The organism is Pseudoxanthomonas dokdonensis (genome assembly GCF_001431405.1).
Classification (GTDB): Bacteria; Pseudomonadota; Gammaproteobacteria; order Xanthomonadales; family Xanthomonadaceae; genus Pseudoxanthomonas_A; species Pseudoxanthomonas_A dokdonensis.
The window spans coordinates 67,085-92,706 of the sequence record NZ_LDJL01000008.1; the positions used below are offsets into that span (position 1 = coordinate 67,085).

Below are 25,622 nucleotides of genomic sequence, written 5' to 3' on the forward strand. Positions count from 1 at the left end.
TTGCGCGTCGCGCCCCCGTTGAGGATTGCCTGTGAAACCACGCCATCTCCTGCTCGCCCTGGCCGTCAGCGCCGGCATGCTCACCCTCGCCTCCTGCAAGAAGGATGCTGCCGAGTCGCCGACCACCGCCGCGCACGCACCGGAGGGCGAAACCGCGGATCAGTTCGTCGCCCGCATCAACGACGAGTACCGCAAGATGTATCCGGAGATGGTGGCGTCGCAATGGCTGTCGGCGACCTACATCACCGATGACACCCAACTGCTGGAATCCAAGTACAACGAGCGCTACCTGACCCAGTTGAACGACTGGATCGAGCAGTCGCGCAAATTCGAAGGCAAGCAGATGTCGCCGGAAAGTGCCCGCGCCCTGCGGTTGCTGAAACTGTCGACCGCGATGCCGGCACCGAAAGATCCGGAGAAGCTCGCCGAGCTGACCAGGATTGCCTCCAGGATGGGCGGCATGTACGGCGCCGGCACTTACTGCACCGGCGAAGGCGACAACCAGAAGTGCCGCCAGCTGGGCGAGCTTGAAGACGTGCTGCGCAACAGTCGCGACTACAACACGCAACTGGATGCGTGGCAAGGCTGGCATACCGTGTCGCAGCCGATGCGCAAGGATTACCAGCGCTTCGTCGAACTGGTCAATGAAGGTGCCAAGGAGATGGGTTACGCCGATGCCGGCGAAATGTGGCGTAGCGGCTACGACATGACACCGGCGGAGATCGCCGCCGAAACCGACCGTCTGTGGGGCCAGGTCAAGCCACTGTACGAACAGTTGCACTGCTACACCCGGACCAAGCTCGACGCCGAATACGGCAAGGAGCGCGGCGAAGTCACTGGCGGCATGCTGCCAGCGCATCTGATGGGCAACATGTGGCAGCAGGACTGGGGCAACCTGTGGGATCTGCTGCAGCCCTATCCCAACGCCGGCAGCCCGGACATCACCGGCGCGCTGCAGAAGCAGTACCAGGCAAACTATTCGCGCGAGCTGGCCAAGGCCGGCCCCGGTTTGAACACCGAACAGCTGTTCAAGGTCGAACGCGCCGCGCAACTGGACGTGGCCAAACAGATGACCGAGCGCGCGCAGGATTTCTACACCTCGCTGGGCATGCCCAAACTGCCGGAAAGCTATTGGCAGAAGAGCCAGTTCATCAAGCCACTGGACCGCGACGTGGTCTGCCACGCCAGTGCCTGGGACATGAACATGGCCGGCGACGTGCGCACCAAGATGTGCATCAAGCCGAACGAAGAAGACTTCACCACCATCTACCACGAGCTTGGCCACCTGTATTACGACCTGGCCTACAACAAGCAGCCGCCGCTGTTCCAGAACGGTGCCAACGATGGTTTCCACGAGGCCATCGGCGACACCATGGTGCTGGCAATGACGCCGGACTACCTGAAGTCGATCGGCATGTCCGATGCCGGCCTCAGCGACGAAGCGCTGGTCAATGCGCAGATGCGCATGGCGCTGGCGAAGGTGTCGTTCCTGCCGTTCGGACTGATGATCGACCGCTGGCGCTGGGGTGTGTTCGATGGCTCGATCACGCCGAGCGAGTACAACAAGGCCTGGTGGGACCTGAAAGCCAGGTACCAGGGCGTGGCGCCGGCAACGCCACGTGGCGAGGATTTCTTCGATCCGGGTGCCAAGTACCACGTGCCGGGCAATACGCCATACACGCGTTACTTCCTCTCGCACATCCTGCAGTTCCAGTTCTACAAGGGCCTGTGCGATGCCGCCGGCTACAAGGGCCCGCTGTACAACTGCACCTTCTACGGCAACAAGGCCGCCGGACAGAAGTTCTGGGCGATGCTGGAAAAAGGCGCCAGCCAGCCATGGCAGGCCACGCTGAAGGAAGTCACCGGCAGCGACAAGATGGACGCCGGCGCCGTGCTGGAATACTTCGCTCCGTTGCAGAACTGGCTCAAGCAGCAGAACGAAGGCCAGACCTGCGGCTGGCAGGACACCGCCGCGGTCGAAACCCCGGCCGCTGGCAATCCCGAGGCGGCGACACCGGCAGCCGAGTCAGCGGCCAAGCAGGACTGACCAAACCGAGCGGATACAGAAACGGATGCGGCACTTGCCGCATCCGACTTGTCCCCCGTAGAGCGCAGCTCGCTGCACTACTTTCCAACCCACTGTAGAGCGGAGCTTGCTCCGCTACTTTCCAGACATCACCTAAAACAGCGCTTGCTGCACTGCCCAAGACAAGACTATATGACGCCTGATTGAACGCGGCTGATCCTTGCTGCCGATGGCGGCAGCGCAGCAAGCTGCGCTCTACGAACACGCAATACCAAGCACCCGCAATACCAAGCAACATCCTGATCGATTCAGTCGCTTGATGAGTTGTCGGCGTCTACGCTTGCCGCATCAGCGGCAACAGACGGCGGCGGCTCTTCACCCTCGGCGGCGGCTTTCATCTCCGCCTCAAGCCTGGCTTCGTAATCATCCAGCGACATATTCAGTGCTGCCGCTTCCATCTCGGCAAAATCACGCAGTTCATCCGAGTACACCAGCCGCACTGGCTGGCCGTTGGCTTCGTGCAGTTTGGCCGCGCGCTTGATCATCATCAGCACCTCGGCGGCGCTGTCGCTGCTGCCGGCAATCTGACCGTTCATGCCCAGCACCCAGACATCGGCGCGGCGCACGATACCGGCCAGCAACTGGCCCTGCGGATCGCGTAATTCGGCGTGCGGTTCAATCGCCGGTGCATTGGCGCGGGCCAGGTTGCGGGCTTTTTCCACTTTGCGTTTCTTGGCCTCGCGACGGGCCTTGGACTGGATCGACATAGGGGTACTCCTGGAAAGTCGGCAAGCTTCAAATCTGGTTGGTGGGTTCCATCGCCGCCGGCTCCGCCGGCAGCCGCGGACGACGGTGACTGACATGCATTTCCCAGCGCCAGAACAGCCAGCCGGCAAGTGCGAACGCGGCCGCGCCCAGCGCCAGTGGCAGCCCGGCAAAGCTCAGCAACGGCGACAACAGACCGGCGATCAGGGCATTGACCATCAGGTTGCTGAACGCCTGCAACGATGACGCGGCACCGCGCTGGCGCGGATACATGTCCAGGATCGCCAGGGTCAGGATCGGGAAAATCATCGCCACCCCCAGCGCCGCCACGCACATCGGCAGCACCGCCCACGGCAGGCCCAGCTGCGGTGACAGCAGGTTGTACGTGACGTTGCCGATGGCGGCCGCGCCCATGCAGGCGAAACCGATGCGGGTCAGCGCGGTGCCACTGATGCGACCGGCCGCACGCCCGGACAGGAACGCGCCCAGGGTCATTCCGCCAATCGTTGGCAGGAACAGCCAGGCGAACTGCTGCTCGTTGAGATGCAGCAGATCCATCACGAATGCCGGTGCCGATGCGATGTAGAGGAAGATGCCACCAAAGCTCAGCGAACCGGCAGCGGCCAGCCGCAGGAAGCGCGGATTACGGGCGATACCCCAGTAGTCACGCAACAGCTGTCGTGGCGAAGGTTGCGAGCGCGCACCCGCTGCATGGGTTTCCGGCAACCAGATCGAGACCGACACCAGCAGCAACAGCGAGAAGCCGGCCAGGAACCAGAAAATCACCGGCCAGGCACTCCAGCCCAGGATCCAGCCGCCGATGATCGGGGCGATGGCCGGGGCGATGCCGAATATCATCGACACCTGGCTCATCAGGCGCTGGGCGTCGTCGCCGTCGTACAGATCGCGGATGACCGCGCGACCGACGATGAAGCCGACCCCGGCCGACAAACCCTGCAGCGCGCGGAACAACAGCAACTGGGTCATCGTCATCGACAACGCGCAACCAATCGAGGCCAGCAGGAATACGAACAATCCGCCAAGGATCACCTTGCGCCGGCCAAACGCGTCCGACAGCGGCCCGTGCACCAGGCTCATCAAAGCATAGGTCAGCAGGTAGACGCTGATGACCTGCTGCATCGCCACCTTGTCGACCGCCAGCTGCGCAGCCATCGCCGGGAAGGCCGGGAACACGGTATCGATGGAGAACGGGCCGAACATCGCCAGACCACCGAGCAGGATGGCCAGGCGGGCGCGGGAAACCGGCGCGGACGAACTCGTCGGGGACGTCATGGGGTCAACAACTCCGCTGTGCTGCCGCGTGGCATCCGGCTGCTCGGGCCGCCGCCGCGGATGAACGGGCGGAGGGCCGACGGCGGCCGGCGGACGGGCGCGGGCTGGCCGGCAGATGAACGCGGGTGGGGGAAGGCCGCCATGGTAACGCCAAACCGCGCGCTGGCGGCGCTTGCGGTCGCCGTGGTGGGCTCCCGCACGCGCCGGGGACGGGTATAATTGGCGCCGAAATGCACGGCGGGAGAAGCGGACGGAACCGCTGCCGAAGGCGCAACGCCCGTAATCGCTCAGGCCCTTATACCGACGTGCATACACACTCTGGAGAGACCGACGCCCACTGTGGCGAACCGGCGCCGAAGGGGCACGAAGCGTAGATTCCTCGTCGACCACCCGCGGGTGGCACGCTTCCAAACTCTCAGGCAAAAGGACAGAGGGGCGCCCAACGTGCGGCACGCACGCTCCTATTGGACGCCTATCCATGTCTCAGAATTCTGCCTCGTCGCCGCAGCGCAAGCCGTCGCTGCTGGAACTCGAACACCACAGCGCTTTCCTCGAGCGCCACATCGGCCCCAACGATGCCGAAATCGCGCACATGCTGGGCGTCATCGGCCATGACTCGCTGGATGCGATGACCGACGCGATCGTCCCGGGCAAGATCAAATCCCCCACTCCGCTGGCCCTGCCCAAGGCGATCAGCGAAGTCGAAGCGCTGGCCAAGATCCGCGCCATCGCCGATCAGAACCAGGTCTTCCGCAGCTTCATCGGCCAGGGCTATTACGGTACCCACACGCCGAACGTCATCCTCCGCAACATCCTCGAAAATCCGGCCTGGTACACTGCCTACACGCCCTACCAGGCCGAAATTTCGCAAGGCCGGATGGAAGCGCTGATCAACTTCCAGACCATGTGCGCCGATCTGACCGGGATGGAAATCGCCAATGCCTCGCTGCTGGACGAAGCCACCGCCGCCGCCGAGGCGATGACCCTGGCCAAGCGCTCGGCCAAGTCCAGGTCGGATGTGTTCTTCGTCTCCAAGAACGTGCACCCACAGACCCTGCAGGTGCTGCGCACCCGCGCCGAACCGCTGGACATCCAGTTGCACGTTGGCGACGACAATGAGGCGATGGACGTGGACAGCTTCGGCGTGCTGCTGCAATACCCGGACACGTTCGGCCAGGTCCACGATTACCAGGCACTCAGCGACGCGGTGCACGCGCGCAACGGTCTGGTCTGCGTTGCCACCGACCTGCTGGCACTGACCCTGATTGCCGCGCCCGGCAGCTGGGGTGCCGACATCGTCATCGGCAACAGCCAGCGCTTTGGCGTGCCGTTTGGCAACGGCGGTCCGCACGCGGCCTTCATGGCCTGCCGCGATGCCTACAAGCGCAGCATGCCCGGCCGCCTGATTGGCGTCTCCATTGATGCCGAAGGCAAACCGGCATATCGCCTGACCCTGCAGACCCGCGAGCAGCACATCCGGCGCGAGAAAGCGACGTCGAACATCTGCACCGCGCAGGTCCTGCTGGCGGTGATGGCCAGCATGTACGCGGTCTACCATGGCCCAGAAGGGCTGACCCGGATTGCCCACCGGGTCCACCGGCTGGCGGCAATCCTGGCCAGCGCCCTGCGCGGCGCCGGTGCCAGCGTCGGCGACAATTTCTTCGACACCCTGCACGTCACCGGCGTCGATGCCGCCGACCTGCACGCCAAGGCCGCTGCTGCGCGCATCAATCTGCGCCAGATCGATGCCGGCAGCGTCGGCATCAGCCTGGACGAAACCACCACCCGCGAAGACGTCATCGCGTTGGCGGCTTTGTTCGGCGCGCGGATTGCCGACATCGACGCGGCCGATGCCAGCACCGATGATTCACTGCCGGTTGCATTGCGCCGTACCGGTCAGTTCCTGACCCATCCGGTATTCAACACCCACCACAGCGAACACGAACTGCTGCGCTACATGCGCTCGCTGGCGGACAAGGATCTGGCGATGGACCGGACCATGATCCCGCTCGGCAGCTGCACCATGAAGCTCAACGCCACCGCCGAGATGATCCCGGTGACCTGGCCCGAGTTCGGCAACATCCATCCGCTGGCGCCGGCCGGGCAGACGCGCGGTTACCAGCAGCTGATCGATGGATTGGAAGCGATGCTGGTCGAATGCACCGGCTACGATTCGGTCAGCCTGCAACCCAACTCCGGCGCACAGGGCGAATTTGCCGGCCTGCTGGCAATCCGTGCCTACCATCGCTCGCGCGGCGACGACCAGCGCGACATCTGCCTGATCCCGGAATCCGCGCACGGCACCAACCCGGCCAGCGCGCAGATGTGCGGCATGACCGTGGTGGTGACCAAGTGCGACAGCAACGGCAACGTCGATGTCGATGACATCCGCGCCAAGGCCGAGAAGTATTCCGACCGGCTGGCCGCGCTGATGATCACCTACCCGTCGACCCACGGCGTGTTCGAGGAAGACGTGGTCGCGATCTGCGACATCGTCCACCAGCACGGCGGCCAGGTGTATACCGACGGCGCCAACATGAATGCACTGGTCGGTGTCGCCAAGCCCGGCAAGTGGGGTTCGGACGTGTCCCACCTCAACCTGCACAAGACCTTCTGCATCCCGCACGGCGGCGGCGGCCCCGGCGTCGGCCCCTGCGCGGTCAAGGCGCATCTGGCCCCGTTCCTGCCGGCGGCCTATGGCGACAGCGCGCCGACCGTCGGCATGGTCAGCGCCGCCACCCATGGCAGCGCCAGCATCCTGCCGATCAGCTGGATGTACATCACCCTGATGGGCACCGAAGGCCTGCGCAAGGCGACCCAGGTCGCACTGCTCAACGCCAATTACGTGGCCAAGCGCCTGGAGCCGCACTTCAAGACCCTGTACACCGGTCGCAACGGCCTGGTCGCGCATGAGTGCATCCTCGATCTGCGCCCAATCAAGGACGCCACCGGCATCAGCGCCGAAGACGTTGCCAAGCGTCTGATCGACTTCGGCTTCCACGCCCCGACCCTGAGCTTCCCGGTCGCCGGCACGCTGATGGTCGAGCCGACCGAAAGCGAATCGCTGCATGAGTTGGACCGCTTCATCAACGCGATGATCGAGATCCGCGAGGAAATCCGCGCGATCGAAGATGGCCGCCTGGATCGCGAAGACAATCCGCTCAAGCACGCGCCGCACACCGCCACCATGGTCGCCGGCAGCGAATGGACCCACGCCTACCCGCGCGAGCTGGCGGCATTCCCGCTGGCGGTGTTGCGCCAGCAGAAATACTGGCCACCGGTCGCCCGTGTCGATAACGTGCATGGAGACAAGAACGTGTTCTGCAGCTGCATCCCGGTCGACGCCTTCAAGGATGAAGAAGAAGACGCTGCCGCCTGAGCACCCGTGCCACCGGCAACTGAACCAGGGCCCCGCATCGCGGGGCCTTTTTCTGTGTCCTGTGCCAGCGGCCACGGCAGCTTCGGGCAGGCCGGTCGATCCCGTCGGCCTCGCGCTTCACGTTCGTGCCTTGCCTCGCAACCGATGCGTCGGCTGCTTCTGCCAGCGTCACGCAGGTGCAGCGTGACGTGGGCCTCGACCAGCCACGCGATTGATCCTGCCGCTGCTTCGCTATAGCTTGCGTCAGCAACGACTGTCAGGGATCGACATGAAACTGAAAATCACCGCCATCGGCAACGCGCTCGGCGTCGTCCTGCCCGGCGAATGGCTGGCACGCCTGCGATTGAATGCGGGTGACGTGCTCAACGCGGCCATCAGCGGCGATGGCATCGAGCTCAGTCGATTCGACGCGCAGCTCGAGGACCACCTGGCCATCATCGAACAGATCATGCGTGAGGACGACGAAGTGCTGTGCAAACTGCAAGAGCCGCCATCACCATGATCGCGTGGCTGCAGAAGGACTTCGTCCTCGCCATCCATCACCATCAGATCGGCCGCTACGGCGGACAAGCCGGCGTCCGCAGCGAACCGACCCTGGATACCGTACTGGCGCCACCACAACGCCGGCGCGCAGCCCGTTCGACAGCACCGGATATCATCGATCTGGCCGCGCATCTCGCATTCGGCCTCGCCCACCTGCGCCCGTTCCGCGACGGCAACCTGCGCACCGCCCAGATCAGCTACCGCCTGTTCCTGGCCTGCAATGGCATGACCGTCACCACGGGCAACGAAGAAAAGTACCAGCACTTGCAGGCATTGGCCGAAGGCCGGCTCAGCCAACAGGAATTCGCCGACTGGCTGCGCACCCGCGTACGGGTGGAACTACGGGTCAACGATGCGGGCGCGGGTTACGTTCTGGACTGAAAGGATTGGCGGATCGCTGCAGGTTCAAGGCAGATGTTGCCGACGCCATATCCCGAGCGTGATCTCCATGCTCAGTGGTAGTCGTCTTCGCGCTGGTGACGTATCGCCAGCACCGTGACTGTCTGCGCGTCCTCGATCTCAAACAGCGCCACGTAACCGCTGCTGCCAAATCCGATGACCAACTCGCGCAACAATGGATGGGTACCGGCTTTCCTGCAACTGAAAGGTGTCACTTCAAGCAATGTCAGTGCTTGCCTGATCGCGTTCAATGCTCGCTCACCCTGAACTGCGTCACCATCTCCGTGCTCCAGCAGAAAGCCATACAGCCGTTCAAGATCAACTGCAGCTTCTTCCGTGAAGCGCACCTGGAAGGTCATTTCTTCAATCGCTGCCTGGCTTTGTCCAACTGCCCCTCAAGCTTGTGCAGGACGCTGGCCGATGAGACATACCGTCCCGTCATCTGCGCGTGCTCGCGTGCCGCCAGGCCCCGTGCCAGGAACGTCGCCTGGGCCTGTCGATGTGAGATCTGCGCCTGCACCGAGCTTTCGACGAAACTGGACAGCGTTTCGCCTTCCTCCAGCACACTCTCCGCGGCCTCCCGCAATGCGGGCGATACGCGAAGCGACGGGAGCGTAGCGGATTTCAGCGAGGACTCTTTGCGTTGCATATGCAACGCATCTTCATGCAATCTGTTGAAAAACGCAAGATATCGGCGCCCTACTCCGCCGCCAGCTGGAGCCTGTGCGCATTGCCTATCTGCCGACTCTGCTGCTCGCTCACCTGGGCCTGTTCGGCGAACTGCGGCCAGCGCTGCACGGCGCTGCGGACTTCTTCGAGCAGGATTTTCTCGCGACCGCGCTTGAGGCCGACGGTCTTGGCGCAGGCGCCGACATCGGCGAGGGTGAACCGGTCGCGCTTGCCAGCCATGCTCATCTGGTGACGCGAGGTCCAGTCCCCGGCCGGGTTGTAGCTGTAGCTGACATCGAAGGCCGGGGCCAGCGACCATTGGCCCTGCGGGTCCATCAGGAAGGCGATGTTCTTGACGTGATCGTCCTGGTTGCGGGCAACGATGTTGAACAACATGCGGCGGAACTGCTGCTCCAGCGCCTGCATCGGCAGTCGCAGTTGGCGGATCACCTGCATGGCCTGTTCGTACGAATAGGCACCGGGCAGGTTGTAATCGAAATGCGCCAGCGCGCCGAGTGATTGCATATGCAGCTTGCTGCCGTCGGCCAGCCGGTCGAAGCGGCGGGTCATGAAATGGCGACGTCCGCCTTCTTCCAGTAACCGGCATTCACTCATCTCGATACCGGCAGCCTGCGCCATCAATGCGTATGCATATTCGATGGCGCCAAAGCCCCTGGGATCGAGCAGCTCTTTGTCGCGGTTGCCGTCAACGCCATCGAACTTGAGCAGCCAGTAACCGAAGCCGGGATCCGCCGGGACCTGGCCGGAGCGCACTTCGCCGCTGCCGGGGTTCCAGGCAATGACGGCCTTGGCCCGGGCACCGCCGGCCGAGGTGCCGACCCGCAGGATGTCCTGCAGTGCTTTCTGCTGCTCGGGCTCCTGCAAGCGTGCCTGCAGGCCGCGGCGCTGGCTGAGCACATCCGAGGCCAGCTGCACCAGGGCAGCCACGTCGATGCGGCTGGCCTTGCGCGCGCGCGGACCGTGTACCGGCCGGAACTCCAGCGCGCCCATGCCGCGGGCGCCGGTGTAGCAGAGTCGCTCGACCGCATTGAAGCTGTCGGCGCTGCGGCCCTGGCTGGCCAGCCACTGGTCAATCAGGGCATTGCCAAAGCGATCCGGCAGCGAGTCGGCCAACAGTCCGGGCAAGCCATGGAAGGCTGGTGCTGGCAGTTCCGGAAACGTGTAGATGCGTGGTGCCAGCGGCATCCGCAGTGGCGACAGCTGGATGCCGCTGTCGACGAATTCGGGCACGTATTCGAACGCGGCCGTGCTCGCCCCTTCGGCCAGCGACACCGCGCCGATGGTGCGCCCCCACAGTTGTACTTCGGCAACGGTCACGGATCCCACCGCCAGGGTTTGCCCGGCTTGCGACTGCCCGGCACGCTGCTGCCGGAGGCTCGCTGCCGCCGGCCGCCCTGCTGCTTGAGCTCAGCCAGTGGACTGCTGGGCGCTGCCGGGACCAGACGCTCGAAATTGTCGGCCAACCCCAGCACCCTGCACACGCGCACCAGCGTTGATAGCTGCGAGGCGACTGCACCGGCCTCCAACCGCTCCAGGGTGCGCTTGGAAACACCGGCCTGCTCGGCCAGCTCGGCCTGGGTCAGATTGAGTGCCAGCCGCTGCGCTGCCAGCCGGGAACCCAGCTGCTGAAGCACCGCATCATCTGAAATTTCATTTCCCATAAATCGTCTTTTTTGACGAATTAACTGATATTAACGCGTTAATTCGTCGTATATGGCGCATTATATATACACATCAATGCGCCTGGAACGTCGAATTGTCAAGCACCGATGACACGGGCACAGTGCTGCCTTTGCTTGCGATGGCGGTCGTGTCGCCATCCTGGCCTGCTACATTCTGGTCCGCAAGGCGTGCCTCGCCAAGGAGCTGATACATGTTTGAAGTCGCCGTCATCTGTCTGGTGCTGACCGCGCTGCTGGCCTACGTGAACCACCGTTTCGTCGGGCTGCCGACCACCATCGGGGTGATGGCGGTCGCCCTGCTGCTGTCACTGGGCTTGATCGGGCTGGACCGGCTGGGATTCGGCAGCCTGCGCCAGTACGAAACCACCTTGCTGCAATCCATCGATTTTTCCGACCTGCTGATGCAGGGGATGTTGTCGGTGCTGCTGTTCGCCGGCGCCCTGCATATCGACCTGAGCCAACTGCGCAGCTACCGCTGGCCGGTCGGACTGCTGGCGGTGTTCGGCACCGCGCTGTCGACGGTAATCGTCGGCTATGGCCTGTATGTCGCCCTGCCCTGGCTGGGCTTTGAGCTGTCGCTCGGCTACTGCCTGGTGTTTGGCGCGCTGATATCACCGACCGACCCGATTGCGGTGCTGGGGATACTGAAATCCGCGGGCGCGCCGGACAGCGTCAAGCTGGTGGTCTCCGGCGAATCGTTGTTCAACGATGGTGTCGGCGTGGTGCTGTTTTCGATCCTGCTCAGCGCCGCCTTGCAGGACACCCCGCCCAGCGTCGCCGATGCAGGGCTGTTGCTGCTGAAGGAGGCCGGCGGTGGTTTGCTGCTCGGCGGGCTGCTGGGTGCGCTGCTGTTCTATCTGTTGCGCAGCATCAACAACTACCAGGTCGAGGTGCTGCTGACCCTGGCCGGCGTGCTCGGCGGTTACGAACTGGCCCACGCCCTGCATGTGTCCGGTCCGCTGGCGATGGTGGTGGCCGGCCTGATTGTCGGCAACCAGGGCCGGGCGCTGGCGATGAGCGATACCACCCGCCACCACGTGGATCTGTTCTGGGAACTGCTGGACGAGATCTTCAACGCCGTGCTGTTCGTGCTGCTGGGACTGGAGATTGTGATGGTGGTGTTCAATGGCCCGGTGCTGCTGGCCGCGACCGTTGCCATCGTCATCGCGCTGGCAGCACGCTGGCTGGCGGTGGGAGTGCCGGTGGCTGCATTCGGCCATAGCTTCAATCTTCCCGACGGCGCCTGGAAGCTGCTGACCTGGGGTGGCCTGCGCGGTGGCATCTCGGTGGCACTGGTGTTGTCGCTGCCATCTGGACCCGCCCGCGATCTGCTGTTGTCGATGACCTACGCGGTGGTGGTGTTCTCGATCCTGGTACAGGGCACCACCATCAAGCGGCTGGTGCAGCGGGTGATGGCCGGCAATGCCTAGAGCCTTCTTCAGCGGAGCAGGCGCTGCTGCTATTCACGCGCGCCAATGCCGTTGTTGTTGGGTCCACGTCCCAGCGGAGCAGGCTCCGCTCTACTTTCAGTCGATGCGATTGAACGAAAACAACTGCGCCAGCGGATGCGGCTGGCGCTGGATCGCGGCGCGGATGATGCCGGCGCCGATGGCCGAATAGGTGATGCCATTGCCGCCATAGGCCATCGCGAGCAGCACCCGCTTGCCGCTGTCAGGATGGGCGCCGAAGAATGGCAGGCCGTCGTCGGTCTCGGCAAACGTACCGGCCCATGAAAACGCCGGCTGCACCGGCAGCTGCGGGAACAATGCCTGCACCTGTTTCACCAGCTTGCGGGTTTTCTTTTCCACCCGCGCATCGCGGCGCGCAGGCACATCAATCGTGTCGTCCTGGCCACCCACCAGCAGACGGTTGTCGCCGGTCGTGCGCAGGTATAGATACGGACGCGCGGTTTCCCACAGCACCGTGTCGGTAAGAAAATCCAGTTGCCCGGCTGGCAGCGGGTCGGTGATGAACGCATAGCTGCTGCGGTTGCTGGCGACCTTGTGCCGCAGCCAGCGCTGGTTGGCGTAGCCAGCGGCCATGACCACATGGCCAGCACGAATGGCATGGCCCTGCGCAGTAACCAGATCGACGCCGCGTGGTGTCGGCGTGATCCGTTCGATGGCGGTGCGGTCATGGACACTGACGCCGCGCCGCTGCAGCCTGCCAAACAGGCGATAGCAGAAGCGGTACGGATCGACGCTGGCCGCCAGCGCAGTCAACAACGCCGCCGGCGCCTTCAGCTGGAAGCGCTCGTCGAGCGCCTCGGCCGACAGCCACTGCAGGTCGAAGCCATGCTTCCTGCGCAGTGCAAATTCTTCGCGCAGGTCGTCCACATGCCGTCGCCGGCTGGCGTAATACAGACTCTGCACGCGGGCAAAATCAACATCGCGCAGCGAGCGGGCCTTGGCCTGCAGCAGCGGGATGGCCTCGGCGCAGGCACGGTACGCCAGCACCGCATTGTCTTCGCCGTACTGCCGGGCCAGCGTGGCCATCGGCGTGTCGATTTCGTATTGCAGCAAGGCGGTGCTGGCGGCGGTGCTGCCCCAGGCGATGTCGCGCTGTTCGAACACCGCCACGTCGATGCCGTGGCTGGACAGCTCGTCGGCAATCAGGGCGCCAGTGATACCGCCGCCAATCACCGCGACCTCGCAACGCAGGTCCGTGCGCAGCGGCGGGAACGCCTGCATCAGACCGTTCTTGACCGCCCAGAAGGGATATCCGCTTTTCAGATCCATGCGTTGTCGCCTGTCGTCTTCCGCGTCGCCGGACGGGACGCAATGGCAGCCAAGCTAGCATTGCCCCGTGAAGGCCCCGTGGTCCCGTTGGCGCAGACAAAAAACCCCTTCCGGCGGTCGGAAGGGGTTTGTGGTGGAGCTATCGGCCAGCGCTGCTGACGCCGGGGTACTGGCTCAGGCGAACGGATCCTGCAGGACCATGGTGTGGTCGCGGTCGGGGCCGGTGGAGACAATCGACAGCGGGCAGCCGGCCAGTTCTTCCAGCGCGCGCAGGTAAGCGCGGGCGGCCGCGGGCAGCTTGTCCCACTCGGTGATGCCGTGGGTATTTTCTTCCCAGCCCGGGAATTCCAGGTAGACCGGCGTGCACTCGTCCCAGCCCTGCGCATCCAGCGGTGCGTATTCGGTACGCTTGCCGCGGTATTCGTAGGCGATGCAGATCTTCAGCGTCTTCATGCCGTCAAGCACGTCAAGCTTGGTGATGCACAGGCCGGAAATGCCGTTGATCGCCACCGCACGCTTCAGGGCGACGATATCGATCCAGCCACAGCGACGCGGGCGCCCGGTGGTGGCGCCGTATTCCTGGCCACGGTCACGGATGCCCTGGCCGATCTCGTCGTCCAGCTCGGTCGGGAACGGGCCGCCGCCGACGCGGGTGGCGTAGGCCTTGCAGATGCCCAGCACGTAGTCGATGGCGTCGGCGCCGACGCCAGCACCGGCCAACGCGCCGCCGGTGGTGGTGTTGGAGCTGGTGACATACGGATAGGTGCCGTGGTCGATGTCGAGCAGTGCGCCCTGCGCACCTTCGAACAGCACCCGCTTGCCCTGCTTGCGCAGTTCGTGGCAGATGCCGGCGACGTCGGATTTCATCGGCTGGACGTACTCACCGAAGGCCAGCGCCTCATCCAGCGTCTGCTGGTAGTCGACCGCGTCCACACCGAGGTACTTGGTCAGCACGAAGTTGTGGTAATCCAGCGCGCTGCGCAGCTTTTCCGCCAGCTGGTCCGGGTAATGCAGATCGGCGATGCGGATGCCACGACGCGCGACCTTGTCTTCATAGGCCGGGCCGATGCCGCGGCCGGTGGTGCCGATGGCCTTGCCACCGGCGGCTTTTTCGCGCGCCTGGTCCAAGGCGATGTGGTACGGCATGATCAACGGCGCGGCCGGCGAAATCTTCAACCGCGAACGGACATCGATGCCAGCGCTTTCCAGCTCTTCGATTTCCTTGCGCAGGGCCGCCGGCGAAATCACCACGCCATTGCCGATCAGGCAAAGCGCGCCTTCGCGAAGGATGCCGGACGGAATCAGGTGCAGGACGGTTTTCTTGCCGCCGATGACCAGGGTATGGCCGGCGTTGTGGCCGCCCTGGAAGCGGACCACCGCACCGATTTCCTCGGTCAGCAGATCCACGATTTTGCCCTTGCCTTCATCGCCCCATTGGGCACCGAGAACGACGACTGACTGACCCATCACTTGCTCCAGAAATATGTGGCCGGGGGTGGCCCTGAACGCGGAAAAGCCGGCGGGGGGCTCGATTCGAGAACCACCCATCCGGCTTTTGTGCATTATCCGGGTTTTCGACCGTTGCGGCCAGTGTTTGTGTGAATCCGGGCTAATGCCGCAGCCACCACAGCGCGGCGGCGCCAGCGACCAGCATCAACCCGCCCAACTGGCGGATCTGGCGGTCATCCAGCTGCCACAGCTGCTCGACGGTGCGCTTCCAGCCGCCCGGGCTGACAAACAGGAACAAGCCCTCAAGCACCGCCACCAGGCACAGTGCGGTCCATAAATCTTGCATGTGCCATCTCCACTACGAAAAAGCGCCGCCCCCGGTGTGCGGAGGCGGCGCCGGCTGATCCCTCAACGGTCGTTGCGCAGGTACTGCAGGAACGGGTCGTTCTGGTCCAGCACGATGACCCCGTTGCCGTCGGCAAACGAACCACGATAGGCCTCCAAGCTGCGGTAGAAGGCATAGAACGCCGGATCCGCGGCCGTGGCCTTGGCATAGATCTCCGCCGCCTGCGCATCGCCCTGGCCTTTCAGCTCCTGGGCATCGCGCTCGGCTTCGGCTACCAGCACGGTCTGGTCACGGTCGGCTTCGGCACGGATGGTCCGGGCCTGCTCTTCACCCTCGGCGCGCAGCTTGCTGGCGACCTGCTTGCGCTGCGCACGCATGCGCTCGTAGACGTCGGTGATGACCTGGCTGTCGGTCGGCAGATCAATCTGCTTCAGCCGCAGATCGGTGATGTGCATGCCCAGGGTGGCGGTGGCCTTGTTGATGTTCTCCAGCTGGCCGGCGACGATTTCGTTGCGGTCACCCGACACCAGTTGCTGCAGGGTGCGGCTGTTGATTTCGTTGCGCAGCGAGTCGGTGATGATCGGGCGCAGGCGGTCGTTGGCCACGCGCTGGTCGCCGGTGCCGTTGGTGGCCACGTAGAACGCACGCAGGTCCGAGATGTAGCCGACCGCGAAGAAGTCGATGCTGACGTCCTTGCGCTCGGAGGTCAGGTAACGTTCCGGGGTGGTTTCAAGCACCTGGAAACGCCGGTCGAACACGCGCACGGTCTCCACCAGCGGCACCTTGAAGTGCAGGCCCGGATTGATGTCCGAACGCACGACCCGGCCGAGGTTGATGACCAGCGCACTCTGGCCCTCGCGGACCACATAGGCCGAGCCCATCAGGCCCAGCAGTACGGCCACGCCGAGCGCGACCCACAGGGAAGTTTTCATCGTTGGGCCTCCTCGCGACCGTTCGGACGGGGGCTGCGTTCGCCATCACGCAGCGGTGCGTTGTCGCTCTGCACGGTCGGCATGATGACGTCCTGCGGCAGTACCGCCGGGGCGGCGCTGTTGCCAGCCGCGTTACCGGTCGCGCCAGGCATCGGCACGTAGATCAGCTGCCGGCCATCGCCACCGACGACCTTACGGTTCTTCGACAGCACCTGCTGCACGGTTTCCAGCCACAGGCGTTTGCGGGTGACTTCGGGCGCGGTTTCATAGGCTTGCTGCAACTGGGCGAAGCGCGATGCGTCGCCTTCGGCACGGGCGATCAGCGCGGCCTTGTAACCTTCGGCTTCGGTACGCCTGCGGGCGGCTTCACCACGTGCCTCGGGCACGATCTTGGCGGCGTAGGCATGCGCTTCATTGACCAGGCGATCCTTGATCTGCTGGGCACTGTTGACCTCGTCGAAGGCCGGCTTCACTTCTTCCGGCGGACGTGCGTCAGGCAGGTTGAGCTCGGTCACCACCAGGCCGGTGCGGTATTCGTCCAGCGAGTGCTGCAGGCGCTCCTTGGCCGAGGCGCTGAGCGGGCCACGCACGCCGAGCACGGTATCCAGGTCCGAGCGGCCGATCTGCTCGCGCACCGCGCTCTGCGCAGCCTGCTTGAGCACGTCATCGGCGCTGCGCGAACCATACAGGTACAGGCGCGGGTCGCGGATCCGGTACTGCACGTTCAGCGAGACGGTGACGATGTTCTCGTCCTTGGTCAGTACCGGCACGGTATTGCTGAAGGTCTTGATCTCGGTGGCGTTGACCTTGGTGACACTTTCAATCGGCCAAGGCCACTTGAAATTGGGGCCCGGCTGCATGATGCGGGCGTACTGGCCAAAACGCAGGACCACGCCGCGCTGCTGTTCGCCGACCAGCTGGAAGCTGCTGAACAGGACCAGCAGCGCCAGCACGATCAGCACCCAGCGAAGCGGATTGCCGCCACCACCGCCGCCATCCAGCAGGCCACGCAGACGGTCGACGATATCGCCGACGCCATTGCCACCGCCGCGTCGATTGCCGCCACGGCGGCCATTGTTGGATCCGCTGCCGCCAGCGTCGCCGCCCCCGGGACGATTACTGCCAGGTGTATTCCAGGCCATGCCCACTCCATATTGAAAATGCGCGGGCAAGCCGCCAGCGCAGGTCGTTGATTCTACAAGATGCGGGCGGATGGCCGTTGAACAAGGCCCTGCCGGCCACTGGCCACCTCGCGGCCGCGCCGCCGCAGCGGTGGGCGATGCCGGCAATCACTGCCAGGGCTCGTTTTCCTGTGCCGGCAACAGCGGTTCCAGCAGATGACCATCCGCCTGTGCTGCCAGCCGCTGCGCATCGGCCAGGGCCATGTCGATGTCGAGCTGCCAGCCTTCATCGTTGTGCGATTCGGCGCGGATCGCGCCCAGGGCGTGCAGTCGCGCGTGCAACCGCGCCGCCCGCGAAGGCAGATGCAGCGCGCCACGGACCCGCTGCATGCCCAGCCGTTCGGCCAGCACCGCCTGCAGCAGATCCAGACCGAGGTTGTCGCGGGCCGACAGCCAGACCCGTTCGCGCCCCTCGCTGGGCTGGTCGCGACGCGGCTGCGCACCCTCGATGCGATCAATCTTGTTGAACACCAGGATCTGGGGAATATCGCCAGCACCGATTTCCTGCAGCACCTCGTCGACCTGGCCGATGCGGTCATTGCGTACCGGGTCGGCGGCGTCGATGACATGCAGCAGCAGGTCGGCCTCGCGCGCCTCGGACAGGGTCGAGCGGAACGCGGCGACCAGTTCATGCGGCAGATCGCGGACGAAACCGACGGTATCGGCCAGCACCACGCTGCCACCGGAAAGATCCACCCGGCGCACGGTCGGGTCGAGGGTGGCGAACAACTGATCGGCGGCATAAGCGTCGGCGCCGGTCAACGCGTTGAACAACGTCGACTTGCCGGCGTTGGTATAGCCGACCAGGGCCACCCGTGGCAGTTCGCTGCGGACCCGGGCACGACGCATCTGGGTCCGCTGCACTTCGACCTTTTCCAAGCGCTTCTGCAATTGCTCGACCCGCTTCTGCAGCAGTCGGCGGTCGGTTTCCAGCTGGGTTTCACCGGGGCCACGCAGGCCTATCGAACCGCCGCGCTGGCGTTCAAGGTGGGTCCAGCCGCGGACCAGCCGGGTTGCCATGTGCCGCAGCTGGGCCAGCTCGACCTGCAGCTTGCCTTCGTGGCTGCGCGCCCGCTGGGCGAAGATATCCAGAATCAACCCGGTACGGTCCAGCACCCGCCGTTGCAGGTGTTTTTCCAGATTGCGTTCCTGGCCGGGCGACAGCGGGAAATTGACCAGGATGAGGTCGGCACCGGTGGCATCGGCGGCCGCCTTGACCTCTTCCAGCTTGCCACTGCCAATCAGCGTCGCCGGATTCGGGCGATCGATGCGCGCGGTCAGCAGCGCAGCGATGCTGGCGCCGGCCGAACGGGCAAGATCGGTGAATTCCTCCGATGCGCCTTCGTCAGGCGGGCCACCGGAATAAGGTTGAATCAGGAGCGCGTGTTCGCCCTTGCGGGATCGTTCAAACAAAGGGGGTCAAGGCTCCTGTCATCAAGATTATTCGCCGCCGTCCTCGCTGGCCGTTTCGTCGTCGCCGTTCTGGACGTAACCACCACCGGGGCCCATGCGCACGTTGCGGGCGGGGACGACGGTGGAAATGGCGTGTTTGTAGACCATCTGGCTGACCGTATTACGCAGCAGCACGACAAACTGGTCGAAGGATTCGATCGTACCCTGCAACTTGATGCCGTTCACCAGGTAAACCGCCACTGGCACGCGCTCGCGACGCAGTGCATTCAGGAAAGGGTCCTGCAAGGATTGTCCCTTGGACATAACGTGTTCCCGCCTTTGGTTCTTATAGGTATTGTTTTTTTACCGCCGGGCAAACAACTCCCCTGCCGCTGGCGATGCTCCGATGTTACACAACATCGGCGCGACGGATCGCATCCCGAAGGTACTGGCCTGGCATGAATCACGCCGCGACGGCGACCGGCCGGCCAGCAAGTGCCGTACCCGCCGGGGCCCGGCGTCATGCGGCGACGGGTCGCCTGTACGCCGGCGCGCGCCCTCACGCGGCGACAAAGAGAGCCAAGGCTGATTCCAGCGCGGCACGCTGCCGCTGCGGATCGTACCAGCGGGCGTCCAGTTCGCCGCGCAGCCAGGTCAACTGGCGTTTGGCCAGCTGGCGGGTGGCGAAAATGGCGCGATCACGGAACTCCGCCGCCGAGGTCGCGCCGTCCAGGTGTTCCCAGGCCTGGCGGTAGCCGACCGCGCGGATCGCCGGTAGATCCAGCGGTTCGGCCACTGCCTGCAAGCCGGGCAGCTGGCGCAGCTGGCGGACTTCGTCGAGGAAGCCGGCCGCCAGCATCTGATCGAAGCGCTGTTCGATGCGCGTATGCAGGGTACGGCGCTGTTCTGGCGCCAGCACCAGCTTGAGCACGCGGAACGGCGGCCGCTGCAGGCGCGATTCGGCCTGCCATGCGCTGATCGGTTTGCCACTCAAACGGTACACCTCCAGCGCCCGCTGGATGCGCTGCGGATCACCTGGCTTGATCCGCGCGGCAGCCAATGGATCGATGGCCGCCAGCTGCTCATGCATGCGCGCCCAGCCCTGCTGCGCGGCTTCGGCCGCGATCTCCGCGCGGGTCGCGGGGTCGGCCTCGGGCATCGGCGACAGCCCTTCCAGCAGCGCCCGGAAATACAGCCCGGTGCCGCCAGCCAGGATTGGCAACCGGCCACGTCCGGCGATGGCCTGCATCGCCTGCCGGGCATCGCTGGCGAAATCAGCAGCCGAATAACGCTGCCAAGGCTCGCGGATATCGATCAGGTGATGCGTCACCGTCTGCCGCTCCAGCGCGCTCGGCTTGGCCGCGCCGACATCCAGGCCCCGATAGACCAGCGCCGAATCGACGCTGACGATCTCACCCCCCAGGCGCTGCGCCCATTCCAGCGCCAGTGCGGTCTTGCCCGATGCCGTCGGCCCCATCAGGGCGATGGCGATCGGGCGTGGATCATGTGACATGGACGTGGGTGATCGCCGGATCAGTAGCCGTTGGCGTGCAGCTCGGCATCGACTTCATCGAAGGTCGCCTGCACCTGCGCCGGCGGCTGCTTGCCGAGCAGGCTGACCACCACGATGGCCAGGGTGGCGGCAATGAAGCCAGGCACGATTTCATACAGGCTGCTGCCGGTCTGCTTCCACAGGATCACCGTCAGCGCGCCGACCACCACGCCGGCAAGCGCGCCATTGCGGGTCATCCGCTTCCAGAACAGCGACAACATCACCACCGGGCCGAATGCGGCACCAAAGCCGGCCCAGGCGTAACTGACCAGGCTGAGCACGCGGCTGTCGGGGTCGCGGGCGATCCAGATCGACAGCAGCGCGATGGCCAGCACCATCAGGCGGCCGACCCAGACCAGCTCCTTCTGGCCGGCATCCTTGCGCAGGAAGCCTTTGTAGAAATCCTCGGTCAGCGCGCTGGAGCAGACCAGCAACTGGCACGACAAGGTGCTCATCACCGCCGCCAGGATGGCCGACATCAGGATGCCGGCGACCCACGGGTTGAACAACTGGGTGGCCAGCGAAATGAAGATGCGTTCGCGGTTCTCGTTGACCATGCCGGCATCCTGCGGATTGGCCGCGTAGTAGGCGATGCCGAGCAGACCGACGCTGACCGAACCCAGCATGCACAGGAACATCCAGCTCATGCCGATGCGCCGCGCCTGCGGAATGGTCTTGACGCTGTCGGCGGCCATGAAGCGGGCCAGGATATGTGGCTGGCCCATGTAGCCCAGGCCCCAGGCCAACGCCGAAATCACCGCGATGACGCCGCCCTTGCCGATCCATTCGAGCCGGCCGGGGTCAACCTGGCGAATCAGTTCGACACTGTGTTCGAAGCCGCCGTTGTGCATCAGCACGATGATCGGGGTCAGCAGCAGCGCGAAGATCATCAGCGTGGCCTGCACGGTGTCGGTCCAGCTCACCGCCAGAAAGCCGCCGACCAGGGTATAGATGATGGTCGCACCGGCGCCCAGCCACAGCGCATACGAATACGGGATTCCGAATACCCCCTGGAACAGGGTCGCACCGGCGACGATGCCCGAGGCACAGTAAACGGTGAAGAACACCAGGATCACCAGCGCCGACACCAGCCGCAGCACCCGGTTGTGGTCGGCAAACCGATGGGTGAAATAGTCCGGCAACGTCAACGCGTTGTTGGCGCGCTCGGTATACACCCGCAACGGGCCGGCAATGAAGCTCCAGTTGACCCAGGCGCCCAGCAACAGGCCGATGGCGATCCACGATTCAGACACGCCGGTCAGATACAGCGCGCCGGGCAGGCCCATCAGCAGCCAGCCGCTCATGTCCGAGGCGCCGGCCGACAGGGCGGTGACGTAACCGCCCAGCGAGCGTCCACCCAGGATGTAGTCATCAAACGTCTTGGTCGAGCGCCAGGCCCAGAATCCGATGCCCACCATGGCGACGAGGTACAGAGAAAAGGTGACGAGCAGCGGTGTACTGACGGTCATGAAGGGCCCCTTGCAGAAAAACAGCGACCGAGCTTAACGCAAGCAGCCCGCCAACCCCAGCCAGACCCGGTGAACTCACGTCGCTGGCGGCAAAAGCAGCCAAGATCGCTCAACTCCGCTCAAATCAAGCATCATTCTGGCTCTCTGGCGCAAATCTGAATGCCTGCCTCATTTCGACAGGACGACCGACACACCGGCTCAGTCGTCTTCCGGCCACAGCGGTTGGGCGGCGGAGGCTGTCTGCCGCGGCAATGCCACGGCCGATACCGCGTTCCACACCGCCAGCGCATCCACCATCGCGGCGACGTCGTGGACGCGCAGCAACATCGCCCCGCGCTGGGCGGCAATCAGATGCGCGGCGACCGAACCGGCCACCCGCTCGCTGGCCCGTTCACGGCCGGTCAGTTCGCCAATGCTGCGTTTGCGTGACAGCCCCGCCAGCACCGGCACGCCCAGTTCGCTGAAGCGCTGCAGCTGTGCCAGCAGTGCCAGATTGTGGGCGGTAGTCTTGCCGAAGCCGAAACCCGGATCGATGACGATGTTCTTTTTGCTGATCCCGGCCATCTCGGCGGCAAAAATGCGCTCGGCGAGAAACCGATGCACGTCGCCGACCACATCGTCGTACGCCGGTGCATCCTGCATCGACCGGGGTTCACCCAGCATGTGCATCAGCACCACTGGTACACCGGCTTCGGCGGCAGCCTGCAGTGCGCCATCACCGCGCAGGCCACGGACGTCATTGATCATGCCGGCGCCGGCCCTGACCGCTGCGCTCATCACTTCCGGTTTGCAGCTGTCGATGCTGATCGGCACGTCGGTTTGCCGCGCCAGTTGCTCGATGACCGGAATGACCCGTCGCAATTCTTCCGCCAGCGGCACGTCGGCCGCGCCGGGCCGGGTCGATTCACCGCCAATATCGAGGATGTCGGCGCCTTGCGCCACCAGCTCCAGCGCGTGAGCAATCGCGGCATCGGTCGTATCGTGGGCACCACCATCGGAAAACGAATCCGGGGTGACATTGACGATGCCCATCACTCGTGGGCGATCGAGCTTGACGATGCGACCTGCGCAATCCAGCTGCGGTGTGGTATCGAACATGATCAATCTTTCCTGAGGTGCGCGACCAGCATACCGACGGCAAACGCAAGCGCGATACCCATGCCGATACCCAGGGCCAGACTGCCGAAGGCGACACCGACGCCCGCACCCACGGCAATGCCGACGCCCAGACCGGCACCGATCGCATTTTCCTTGTTCCTGCTGTTCATCGCTGCGGATGTTTCCGCTGACTCTGCATGCAAAAAGGCCAGAGCGAACTCTGGCCTTTCAACGTTGCTTTGGCAAGCCAACCAGGCTGCCGCGGTGCTCAGGTCTGGGCGGCAGGCCCTGCAATCGGCGGCAATGGTCGGCTGTCGCCGCCACCGCCCTTGCCATCCTTGTTTTCCGGCTTGGTCCAGCCTATCGGCGGCGGCGGATCCCGGCCTTCCATGATCGCGTCGATCTGCGGCACGTCGATGGTTTCGTACTCCAGCAACAGCTGTGACATGGTGTGCAGCTTGTCCAGGTTTTCGGTCAGCAGCTGCTTGGTCCGGGTGTAGGCCTTGTCGAGGATGGTACGCACGACCTCGTCAATCCGGCGCGCGGTTTCGTCGGACACGTTCTTGTGCTGGGTCACCGAGCGGCCAAGGAACACTTCGTCCTCTTCCTCGCCGTAGGCAATCGGTCCCATCTCGTCGCTCAGGCCCCACTTGGTGACCATGTTGCGCGCCATCTTGGTCGCCCGTTCGATGTCGTTGGAAGCACCGGTGGTGACCTTGTCGGCACCGAAAATCAGTTCTTCCGCGACCCGTCCGCCATACAGCGAGCACAGCTGCGATTCGATCGCGACCCGGTTCAACGAATACTTGTCGCCTTCGGGCAGATACATGGTCACGCCAAGGGCGCGGCCACGCGGGATGATGGTGACCTTGTAGACCGGATCATGCTCAGGCACCAGGCGGCCGACAATGGCGTGGCCAGCCTCGTGATAGGCGGTCAAGGTCTTCTCGTCCTCGCTCATCGCCATCGAGCGACGTTCGGCACCCATCAGGATCTTGTCGCGGGCGCGATCGAAATGATCCATCCGCACTTCTTTCTCGTTGCCGCGGGCGGCGAACAAGGCGGCCTCGTTGCAAAGATTGGCCAGGTCGGCACCGGAGAATCCGGGCGTACCGCGGGCAATGACCATCGGCTCGACATCGTCAGCCAACGGCAGCTTGCGCATGTGCACGCGCAGGATCTGTTCGCGACCCTTGACGTCGGGCAGGCCGACCACGACCTGGCGGTCAAAACGGCCCGGGCGCAGCAGCGCCGGATCCAGCACGTCGGGACGGTTGGTGGCGGCGATGACGATCACGCCCTCGCCTCCTTCAAAGCCGTCCATCTCGACCAGCAGCTGGTTCAGGGTCTGCTCGCGCTCGTCATGACCACCGCCGAGACCGGCACCACGGTGACGACCGACCGCATCGATTTCGTCAATGAAGATGATGCATGGCGCATGCTTCTTGGCCTGCTCGAACATGTCGCGGACGCGGCTGGCGCCGACGCCGACGAACATCTCGACGAAATCGGAACCGGAAATGCTGAAGAACGGCACCTTGGCCTCGCCGGCGATGGCCTTGGCCAGCAGCGTCTTGCCGGTACCCGGCTGGCCGACCATCAGCACGCCGCGCGGAATCTTGCCGCCAAGCTTCTGGAACTTGCTCGGGTCGCGCAGGAACTCAACCAGCTCGCCGACTTCTTCCTTGGCTTCATCACAGCCGGCAACGTCGGCAAAGGTCACCTTGATCTGGTCTTCGCCCTGCAGTTTGGCCCGTGACTTGCCGAAACTCATCGCGCCCTTGGCACCGCCACCACCACCCTGCATCTGGCGCATGATGAAAATCCAGAAGCCGATGATCAGGATGACCGGCAGGAAGTTGAGCAGGATCGCACCGAAGGAGATGCCGCTATCGGGCTTCTCGCGGGTGATCTGCACGTTCTTGCTGACCAGCACATCGATCAGCTTGTCATCGGTCGGCCCATAGACCGTGCCGCTGGTGCCGTCGCTGCGCTTGTAATTAATGGCATTGGTGGTGAAGTTGGTGTCATTGGTGAAATCGACCGACGACACGCGACCGTTGTTGACCTCGCCGAGGAACTCGGAATAGGTGATTTCAGAGGCACCGGTGCCCGGGCCCATCTTCGGGGAGAAGCTCTGGAACACCACCATCAACACGATGGCGACGACTACCCACAGCAATAGATTCTTGGTCAAGTCGTTCATCCTCATGGACTCCGGGGTTCCCTGCTTGAATGGATTGCGTCCAGCATTGTCACGTCATCTCACCTTACTTCATCTGAACATGTCGGTTGCGCACACGCCGGGCGGCGGCAGCTCAACCGACTGCACGCTTGCCACGACCCAGGGCATAGACCTCGGGCGAACGCTTGCGTGAGGCGTCGGGTTTGCGGATGACCACCTTGTCGTAACGCTGGCGGAGTTCGCGCACGTACTCGTCAAAACCGGTGCCCTGGAACAGCTTGATCAGGAAAGTACCGCCCGGTTTCAGGTGCCGGTCGGCGAAATCCATGGCCAGCTCCGCCAGATACATCGCCCGGGGCTGATCCACCGCACCCACCCCACTCTTATTGGGGGCCATATCGGACAGCACAAGGTCCACCGGCTGGCCGTCCAGCATGCTTTCAAGTTCCGATAACACGCTGTCTTCCCTGAAGTCGCCGTGAAGAAACTCGACTCCGGCCAGC

The 25,622-nt window shown here is 64.2% G+C and carries 24 protein-coding genes and 2 riboswitches; of the genes, 5 read left to right on the forward strand and 19 right to left on the reverse strand.

Annotation, left to right across the window (positions count from 1 at the left end):
• Positions 1–31 precede the first annotated feature (31 nt).
• The gene (locus ABB29_RS08550) at positions 32–2,047 is read left to right on the forward strand and encodes a M2 family metallopeptidase (protein ID WP_157062575.1); all 2,016 of its coding nucleotides are present in this window, start codon (positions 32–34) and stop codon (positions 2,045–2,047) included.
• Positions 2,048–2,334: 287 nt separating this feature from the next.
• On the opposite strand, the gene ABB29_RS08555 is transcribed toward ABB29_RS08550, so the two are convergent.
• Together ABB29_RS08555 and ABB29_RS08560 are read right to left on the reverse strand one after the other, a co-directional pair.
• Positions 2,335–2,793, reverse strand: coding sequence for an endonuclease V (locus tag ABB29_RS08555; protein WP_057658204.1), 459 nt, complete (start codon positions 2,791–2,793; stop codon positions 2,335–2,337).
• A 28-nt stretch (positions 2,794–2,821) separates the two neighbouring features.
• Positions 2,822–4,084: a multidrug effflux MFS transporter gene (locus tag ABB29_RS08560; RefSeq protein ID WP_057658205.1), complete on the reverse strand. Its 1,263-nt coding sequence runs from the start codon at positions 4,082–4,084 to the stop codon at positions 2,822–2,824.
• A 228-nt stretch (positions 4,085–4,312) separates the two neighbouring features.
• Positions 4,313–4,397: riboswitch (glycine riboswitch) on the forward strand.
• 1 nt (position 4,398) lies between these two features.
• A riboswitch (glycine riboswitch) is annotated at positions 4,399–4,519 on the forward strand.
• A 43-nt stretch (positions 4,520–4,562) separates the two neighbouring features.
• Here ABB29_RS08560 and gcvP point away from each other — a divergent pair.
• The 3 genes from gcvP to ABB29_RS08575 all read left to right on the forward strand — a co-directional run bounded on the left by gcvP (position 4,563) and on the right by ABB29_RS08575 (position 8,387).
• Positions 4,563–7,463, forward strand: coding sequence for an aminomethyl-transferring glycine dehydrogenase (gene gcvP / locus ABB29_RS08565; protein ID WP_057658206.1), 2,901 nt, complete (start codon positions 4,563–4,565; stop codon positions 7,461–7,463).
• 268 nt (positions 7,464–7,731) lie between these two features.
• Entirely contained in the window at positions 7,732–7,965 is a 234-nt protein-coding gene (locus ABB29_RS08570) for an AbrB/MazE/SpoVT family DNA-binding domain-containing protein (protein WP_057658207.1), read from the forward strand.
• Positions 7,962–8,387 carry a type II toxin-antitoxin system death-on-curing family toxin gene (locus ABB29_RS08575; protein WP_057658208.1) on the forward strand — a complete coding sequence of 142 codons (426 nt, stop codon included), beginning with the start codon at positions 7,962–7,964 and terminating at the stop codon, positions 8,385–8,387. The genes ABB29_RS08570 and ABB29_RS08575 overlap by 4 nt, the downstream gene beginning before the upstream one ends.
• Positions 8,388–8,458: 71 nt before the next feature.
• Here the strand turns inward: ABB29_RS08575 and ABB29_RS08580 are convergent, their stop codons facing one another.
• The 4 genes from ABB29_RS08580 to ABB29_RS08595 all read right to left on the reverse strand — a co-directional run bounded on the left by ABB29_RS08580 (position 8,459) and on the right by ABB29_RS08595 (position 10,729).
• On the reverse strand, positions 8,459–8,764 hold the full coding sequence (locus ABB29_RS08580) for a type II toxin-antitoxin system RelE/ParE family toxin (protein WP_057658209.1): 306 nt from the start codon (positions 8,762–8,764) through the stop codon (positions 8,459–8,461).
• Entirely contained in the window at positions 8,761–9,033 is a 273-nt protein-coding gene (locus ABB29_RS08585; protein WP_057658240.1) for a YlcI/YnfO family protein, read from the reverse strand. The genes ABB29_RS08580 and ABB29_RS08585 overlap by 4 nt, the downstream gene beginning before the upstream one ends.
• A gap of 71 nt (positions 9,034–9,104) precedes the next feature.
• Entirely contained in the window at positions 9,105–10,412 is a 1,308-nt protein-coding gene (locus ABB29_RS08590; protein ID WP_057658210.1) for a type II toxin-antitoxin system HipA family toxin, read from the reverse strand.
• Positions 10,409–10,729, reverse strand: coding sequence for a helix-turn-helix transcriptional regulator (locus tag ABB29_RS08595; RefSeq protein WP_211260714.1), 321 nt, complete (start codon positions 10,727–10,729; stop codon positions 10,409–10,411). The genes ABB29_RS08590 and ABB29_RS08595 overlap by 4 nt, the downstream gene beginning before the upstream one ends.
• Before the next feature lie 239 nt (positions 10,730–10,968).
• Here ABB29_RS08595 and ABB29_RS08600 point away from each other — a divergent pair, with 239 nt between their 5' ends.
• Complete coding sequence (locus ABB29_RS08600) at positions 10,969–12,207, forward strand: cation:proton antiporter (RefSeq protein ID WP_057658212.1); 1,239 nt, start codon at positions 10,969–10,971, stop codon at positions 12,205–12,207.
• A gap of 96 nt (positions 12,208–12,303) precedes the next feature.
• Here ABB29_RS08600 and ABB29_RS08605 read toward each other — a convergent pair whose 3' ends face one another.
• The 13 genes from ABB29_RS08605 to ABB29_RS08660 all read right to left on the reverse strand — a co-directional run.
• The gene (locus ABB29_RS08605; RefSeq protein WP_057658213.1) at positions 12,304–13,515 is read right to left on the reverse strand and encodes an NAD(P)/FAD-dependent oxidoreductase; all 1,212 of its coding nucleotides are present in this window, start codon (positions 13,513–13,515) and stop codon (positions 12,304–12,306) included.
• 174 nt (positions 13,516–13,689) lie between these two features.
• The gene (locus ABB29_RS08610; RefSeq protein ID WP_057658214.1) at positions 13,690–14,982 is read right to left on the reverse strand and encodes an adenylosuccinate synthase; all 1,293 of its coding nucleotides are present in this window, start codon (positions 14,980–14,982) and stop codon (positions 13,690–13,692) included.
• Between the two features lie 142 nt (positions 14,983–15,124).
• Positions 15,125–15,310 carry a DUF2065 domain-containing protein gene (locus ABB29_RS08615; RefSeq protein ID WP_057658215.1) on the reverse strand — a complete coding sequence of 62 codons (186 nt, stop codon included), beginning with the start codon at positions 15,308–15,310 and terminating at the stop codon, positions 15,125–15,127.
• A 62-nt stretch (positions 15,311–15,372) separates the two neighbouring features.
• On the reverse strand, positions 15,373–16,242 hold the full coding sequence (gene hflC, locus ABB29_RS08620) for a protease modulator HflC (RefSeq protein WP_057658216.1): 870 nt from the start codon (positions 16,240–16,242) through the stop codon (positions 15,373–15,375).
• On the reverse strand, positions 16,239–17,384 hold the full coding sequence (gene hflK, locus ABB29_RS08625; RefSeq protein WP_057658217.1) for an FtsH protease activity modulator HflK: 1,146 nt from the start codon (positions 17,382–17,384) through the stop codon (positions 16,239–16,241). Before hflK ends, hflC begins: the two co-directional genes overlap by 4 nt.
• 147 nt (positions 17,385–17,531) lie before the next feature.
• The gene (gene hflX, locus ABB29_RS08630) at positions 17,532–18,836 is read right to left on the reverse strand and encodes a ribosome rescue GTPase HflX (protein WP_057658218.1); all 1,305 of its coding nucleotides are present in this window, start codon (positions 18,834–18,836) and stop codon (positions 17,532–17,534) included.
• A 27-nt stretch (positions 18,837–18,863) separates the two neighbouring features.
• The gene (gene hfq / locus ABB29_RS08635; protein ID WP_057658219.1) at positions 18,864–19,139 is read right to left on the reverse strand and encodes an RNA chaperone Hfq; all 276 of its coding nucleotides are present in this window, start codon (positions 19,137–19,139) and stop codon (positions 18,864–18,866) included.
• Between the two features lie 235 nt (positions 19,140–19,374).
• Entirely contained in the window at positions 19,375–20,328 is a 954-nt protein-coding gene (gene miaA / locus ABB29_RS08640) for a tRNA (adenosine(37)-N6)-dimethylallyltransferase MiaA (RefSeq protein WP_057658220.1), read from the reverse strand.
• Between the two features lie 20 nt (positions 20,329–20,348).
• Complete coding sequence (putP, locus tag ABB29_RS08645) at positions 20,349–21,836, reverse strand: sodium/proline symporter PutP (RefSeq protein ID WP_057658221.1); 1,488 nt, start codon at positions 21,834–21,836, stop codon at positions 20,349–20,351.
• 198 nt (positions 21,837–22,034) lie between these two features.
• On the reverse strand, positions 22,035–22,934 hold the full coding sequence (folP, locus tag ABB29_RS08650) for a dihydropteroate synthase (protein WP_057658222.1): 900 nt from the start codon (positions 22,932–22,934) through the stop codon (positions 22,035–22,037).
• Between the two features lie 2 nt (positions 22,935–22,936).
• Positions 22,937–23,104: a glycine zipper domain-containing protein gene (locus tag ABB29_RS16495; protein WP_170185859.1), complete on the reverse strand. Its 168-nt coding sequence runs from the start codon at positions 23,102–23,104 to the stop codon at positions 22,937–22,939.
• A gap of 98 nt (positions 23,105–23,202) precedes the next feature.
• The gene (gene ftsH, locus ABB29_RS08655; protein ID WP_057658223.1) at positions 23,203–25,140 is read right to left on the reverse strand and encodes an ATP-dependent zinc metalloprotease FtsH; all 1,938 of its coding nucleotides are present in this window, start codon (positions 25,138–25,140) and stop codon (positions 23,203–23,205) included.
• A gap of 112 nt (positions 25,141–25,252) precedes the next feature.
• Positions 25,253–25,622 (reverse strand): SAM-dependent methyltransferase (locus ABB29_RS08660; RefSeq protein WP_281177430.1); only part of this gene is annotated, 370 nt, incomplete at its 5' end.

Excerpts from the sequence above, each read along its gene's own strand:
- hfq (WP_057658219.1), bottom strand. The coding sequence starts at position 19,139 with ATGTCCAAGGGACAATCCTTGCAGGACCCTTTCCTGAATGCACTGCGT.
- gcvP (WP_057658206.1), top strand. The coding sequence starts at position 4,563 with ATGTCTCAGAATTCTGCCTCGTCGCCGCAGCGCAAGCCGTCGCTGCTG.
- ABB29_RS08605 (WP_057658213.1), bottom strand. The coding sequence starts at position 13,515 with ATGGATCTGAAAAGCGGATATCCCTTCTGGGCGGTCAAGAACGGTCTG.
- putP (WP_057658221.1), bottom strand. The coding sequence starts at position 21,836 with ATGACCGTCAGTACACCGCTGCTCGTCACCTTTTCTCTGTACCTCGTC.
- ABB29_RS08570 (WP_057658207.1), top strand. The coding sequence starts at position 7,732 with ATGAAACTGAAAATCACCGCCATCGGCAACGCGCTCGGCGTCGTCCTG.
- ABB29_RS08580 (WP_057658209.1), bottom strand. The coding sequence starts at position 8,764 with ATGACCTTCCAGGTGCGCTTCACGGAAGAAGCTGCAGTTGATCTTGAA.
- ABB29_RS08555 (WP_057658204.1), bottom strand. The coding sequence starts at position 2,793 with ATGTCGATCCAGTCCAAGGCCCGTCGCGAGGCCAAGAAACGCAAAGTG.
- ABB29_RS08560 (WP_057658205.1), bottom strand. The coding sequence starts at position 4,084 with ATGACGTCCCCGACGAGTTCGTCCGCGCCGGTTTCCCGCGCCCGCCTG.
- hflC (WP_057658216.1), bottom strand. The coding sequence starts at position 16,242 with ATGAAAACTTCCCTGTGGGTCGCGCTCGGCGTGGCCGTACTGCTGGGC.
- ABB29_RS08575 (WP_057658208.1), top strand. The coding sequence starts at position 7,962 with ATGATCGCGTGGCTGCAGAAGGACTTCGTCCTCGCCATCCATCACCAT.
- ABB29_RS08615 (WP_057658215.1), bottom strand. The coding sequence starts at position 15,310 with ATGCAAGATTTATGGACCGCACTGTGCCTGGTGGCGGTGCTTGAGGGC.
- miaA (WP_057658220.1), bottom strand. The coding sequence starts at position 20,328 with ATGTCACATGATCCACGCCCGATCGCCATCGCCCTGATGGGGCCGACG.
- ftsH (WP_057658223.1), bottom strand. The coding sequence starts at position 25,140 with ATGAACGACTTGACCAAGAATCTATTGCTGTGGGTAGTCGTCGCCATC.
- hflK (WP_057658217.1), bottom strand. The coding sequence starts at position 17,384 with ATGGCCTGGAATACACCTGGCAGTAATCGTCCCGGGGGCGGCGACGCT.
- folP (WP_057658222.1), bottom strand. The coding sequence starts at position 22,934 with ATGTTCGATACCACACCGCAGCTGGATTGCGCAGGTCGCATCGTCAAG.
- ABB29_RS08610 (WP_057658214.1), bottom strand. The coding sequence starts at position 14,982 with ATGGGTCAGTCAGTCGTCGTTCTCGGTGCCCAATGGGGCGATGAAGGC.
- ABB29_RS16495 (WP_170185859.1), bottom strand. The coding sequence starts at position 23,104 with ATGAACAGCAGGAACAAGGAAAATGCGATCGGTGCCGGTCTGGGCGTC.
- ABB29_RS08600 (WP_057658212.1), top strand. The coding sequence starts at position 10,969 with ATGTTTGAAGTCGCCGTCATCTGTCTGGTGCTGACCGCGCTGCTGGCC.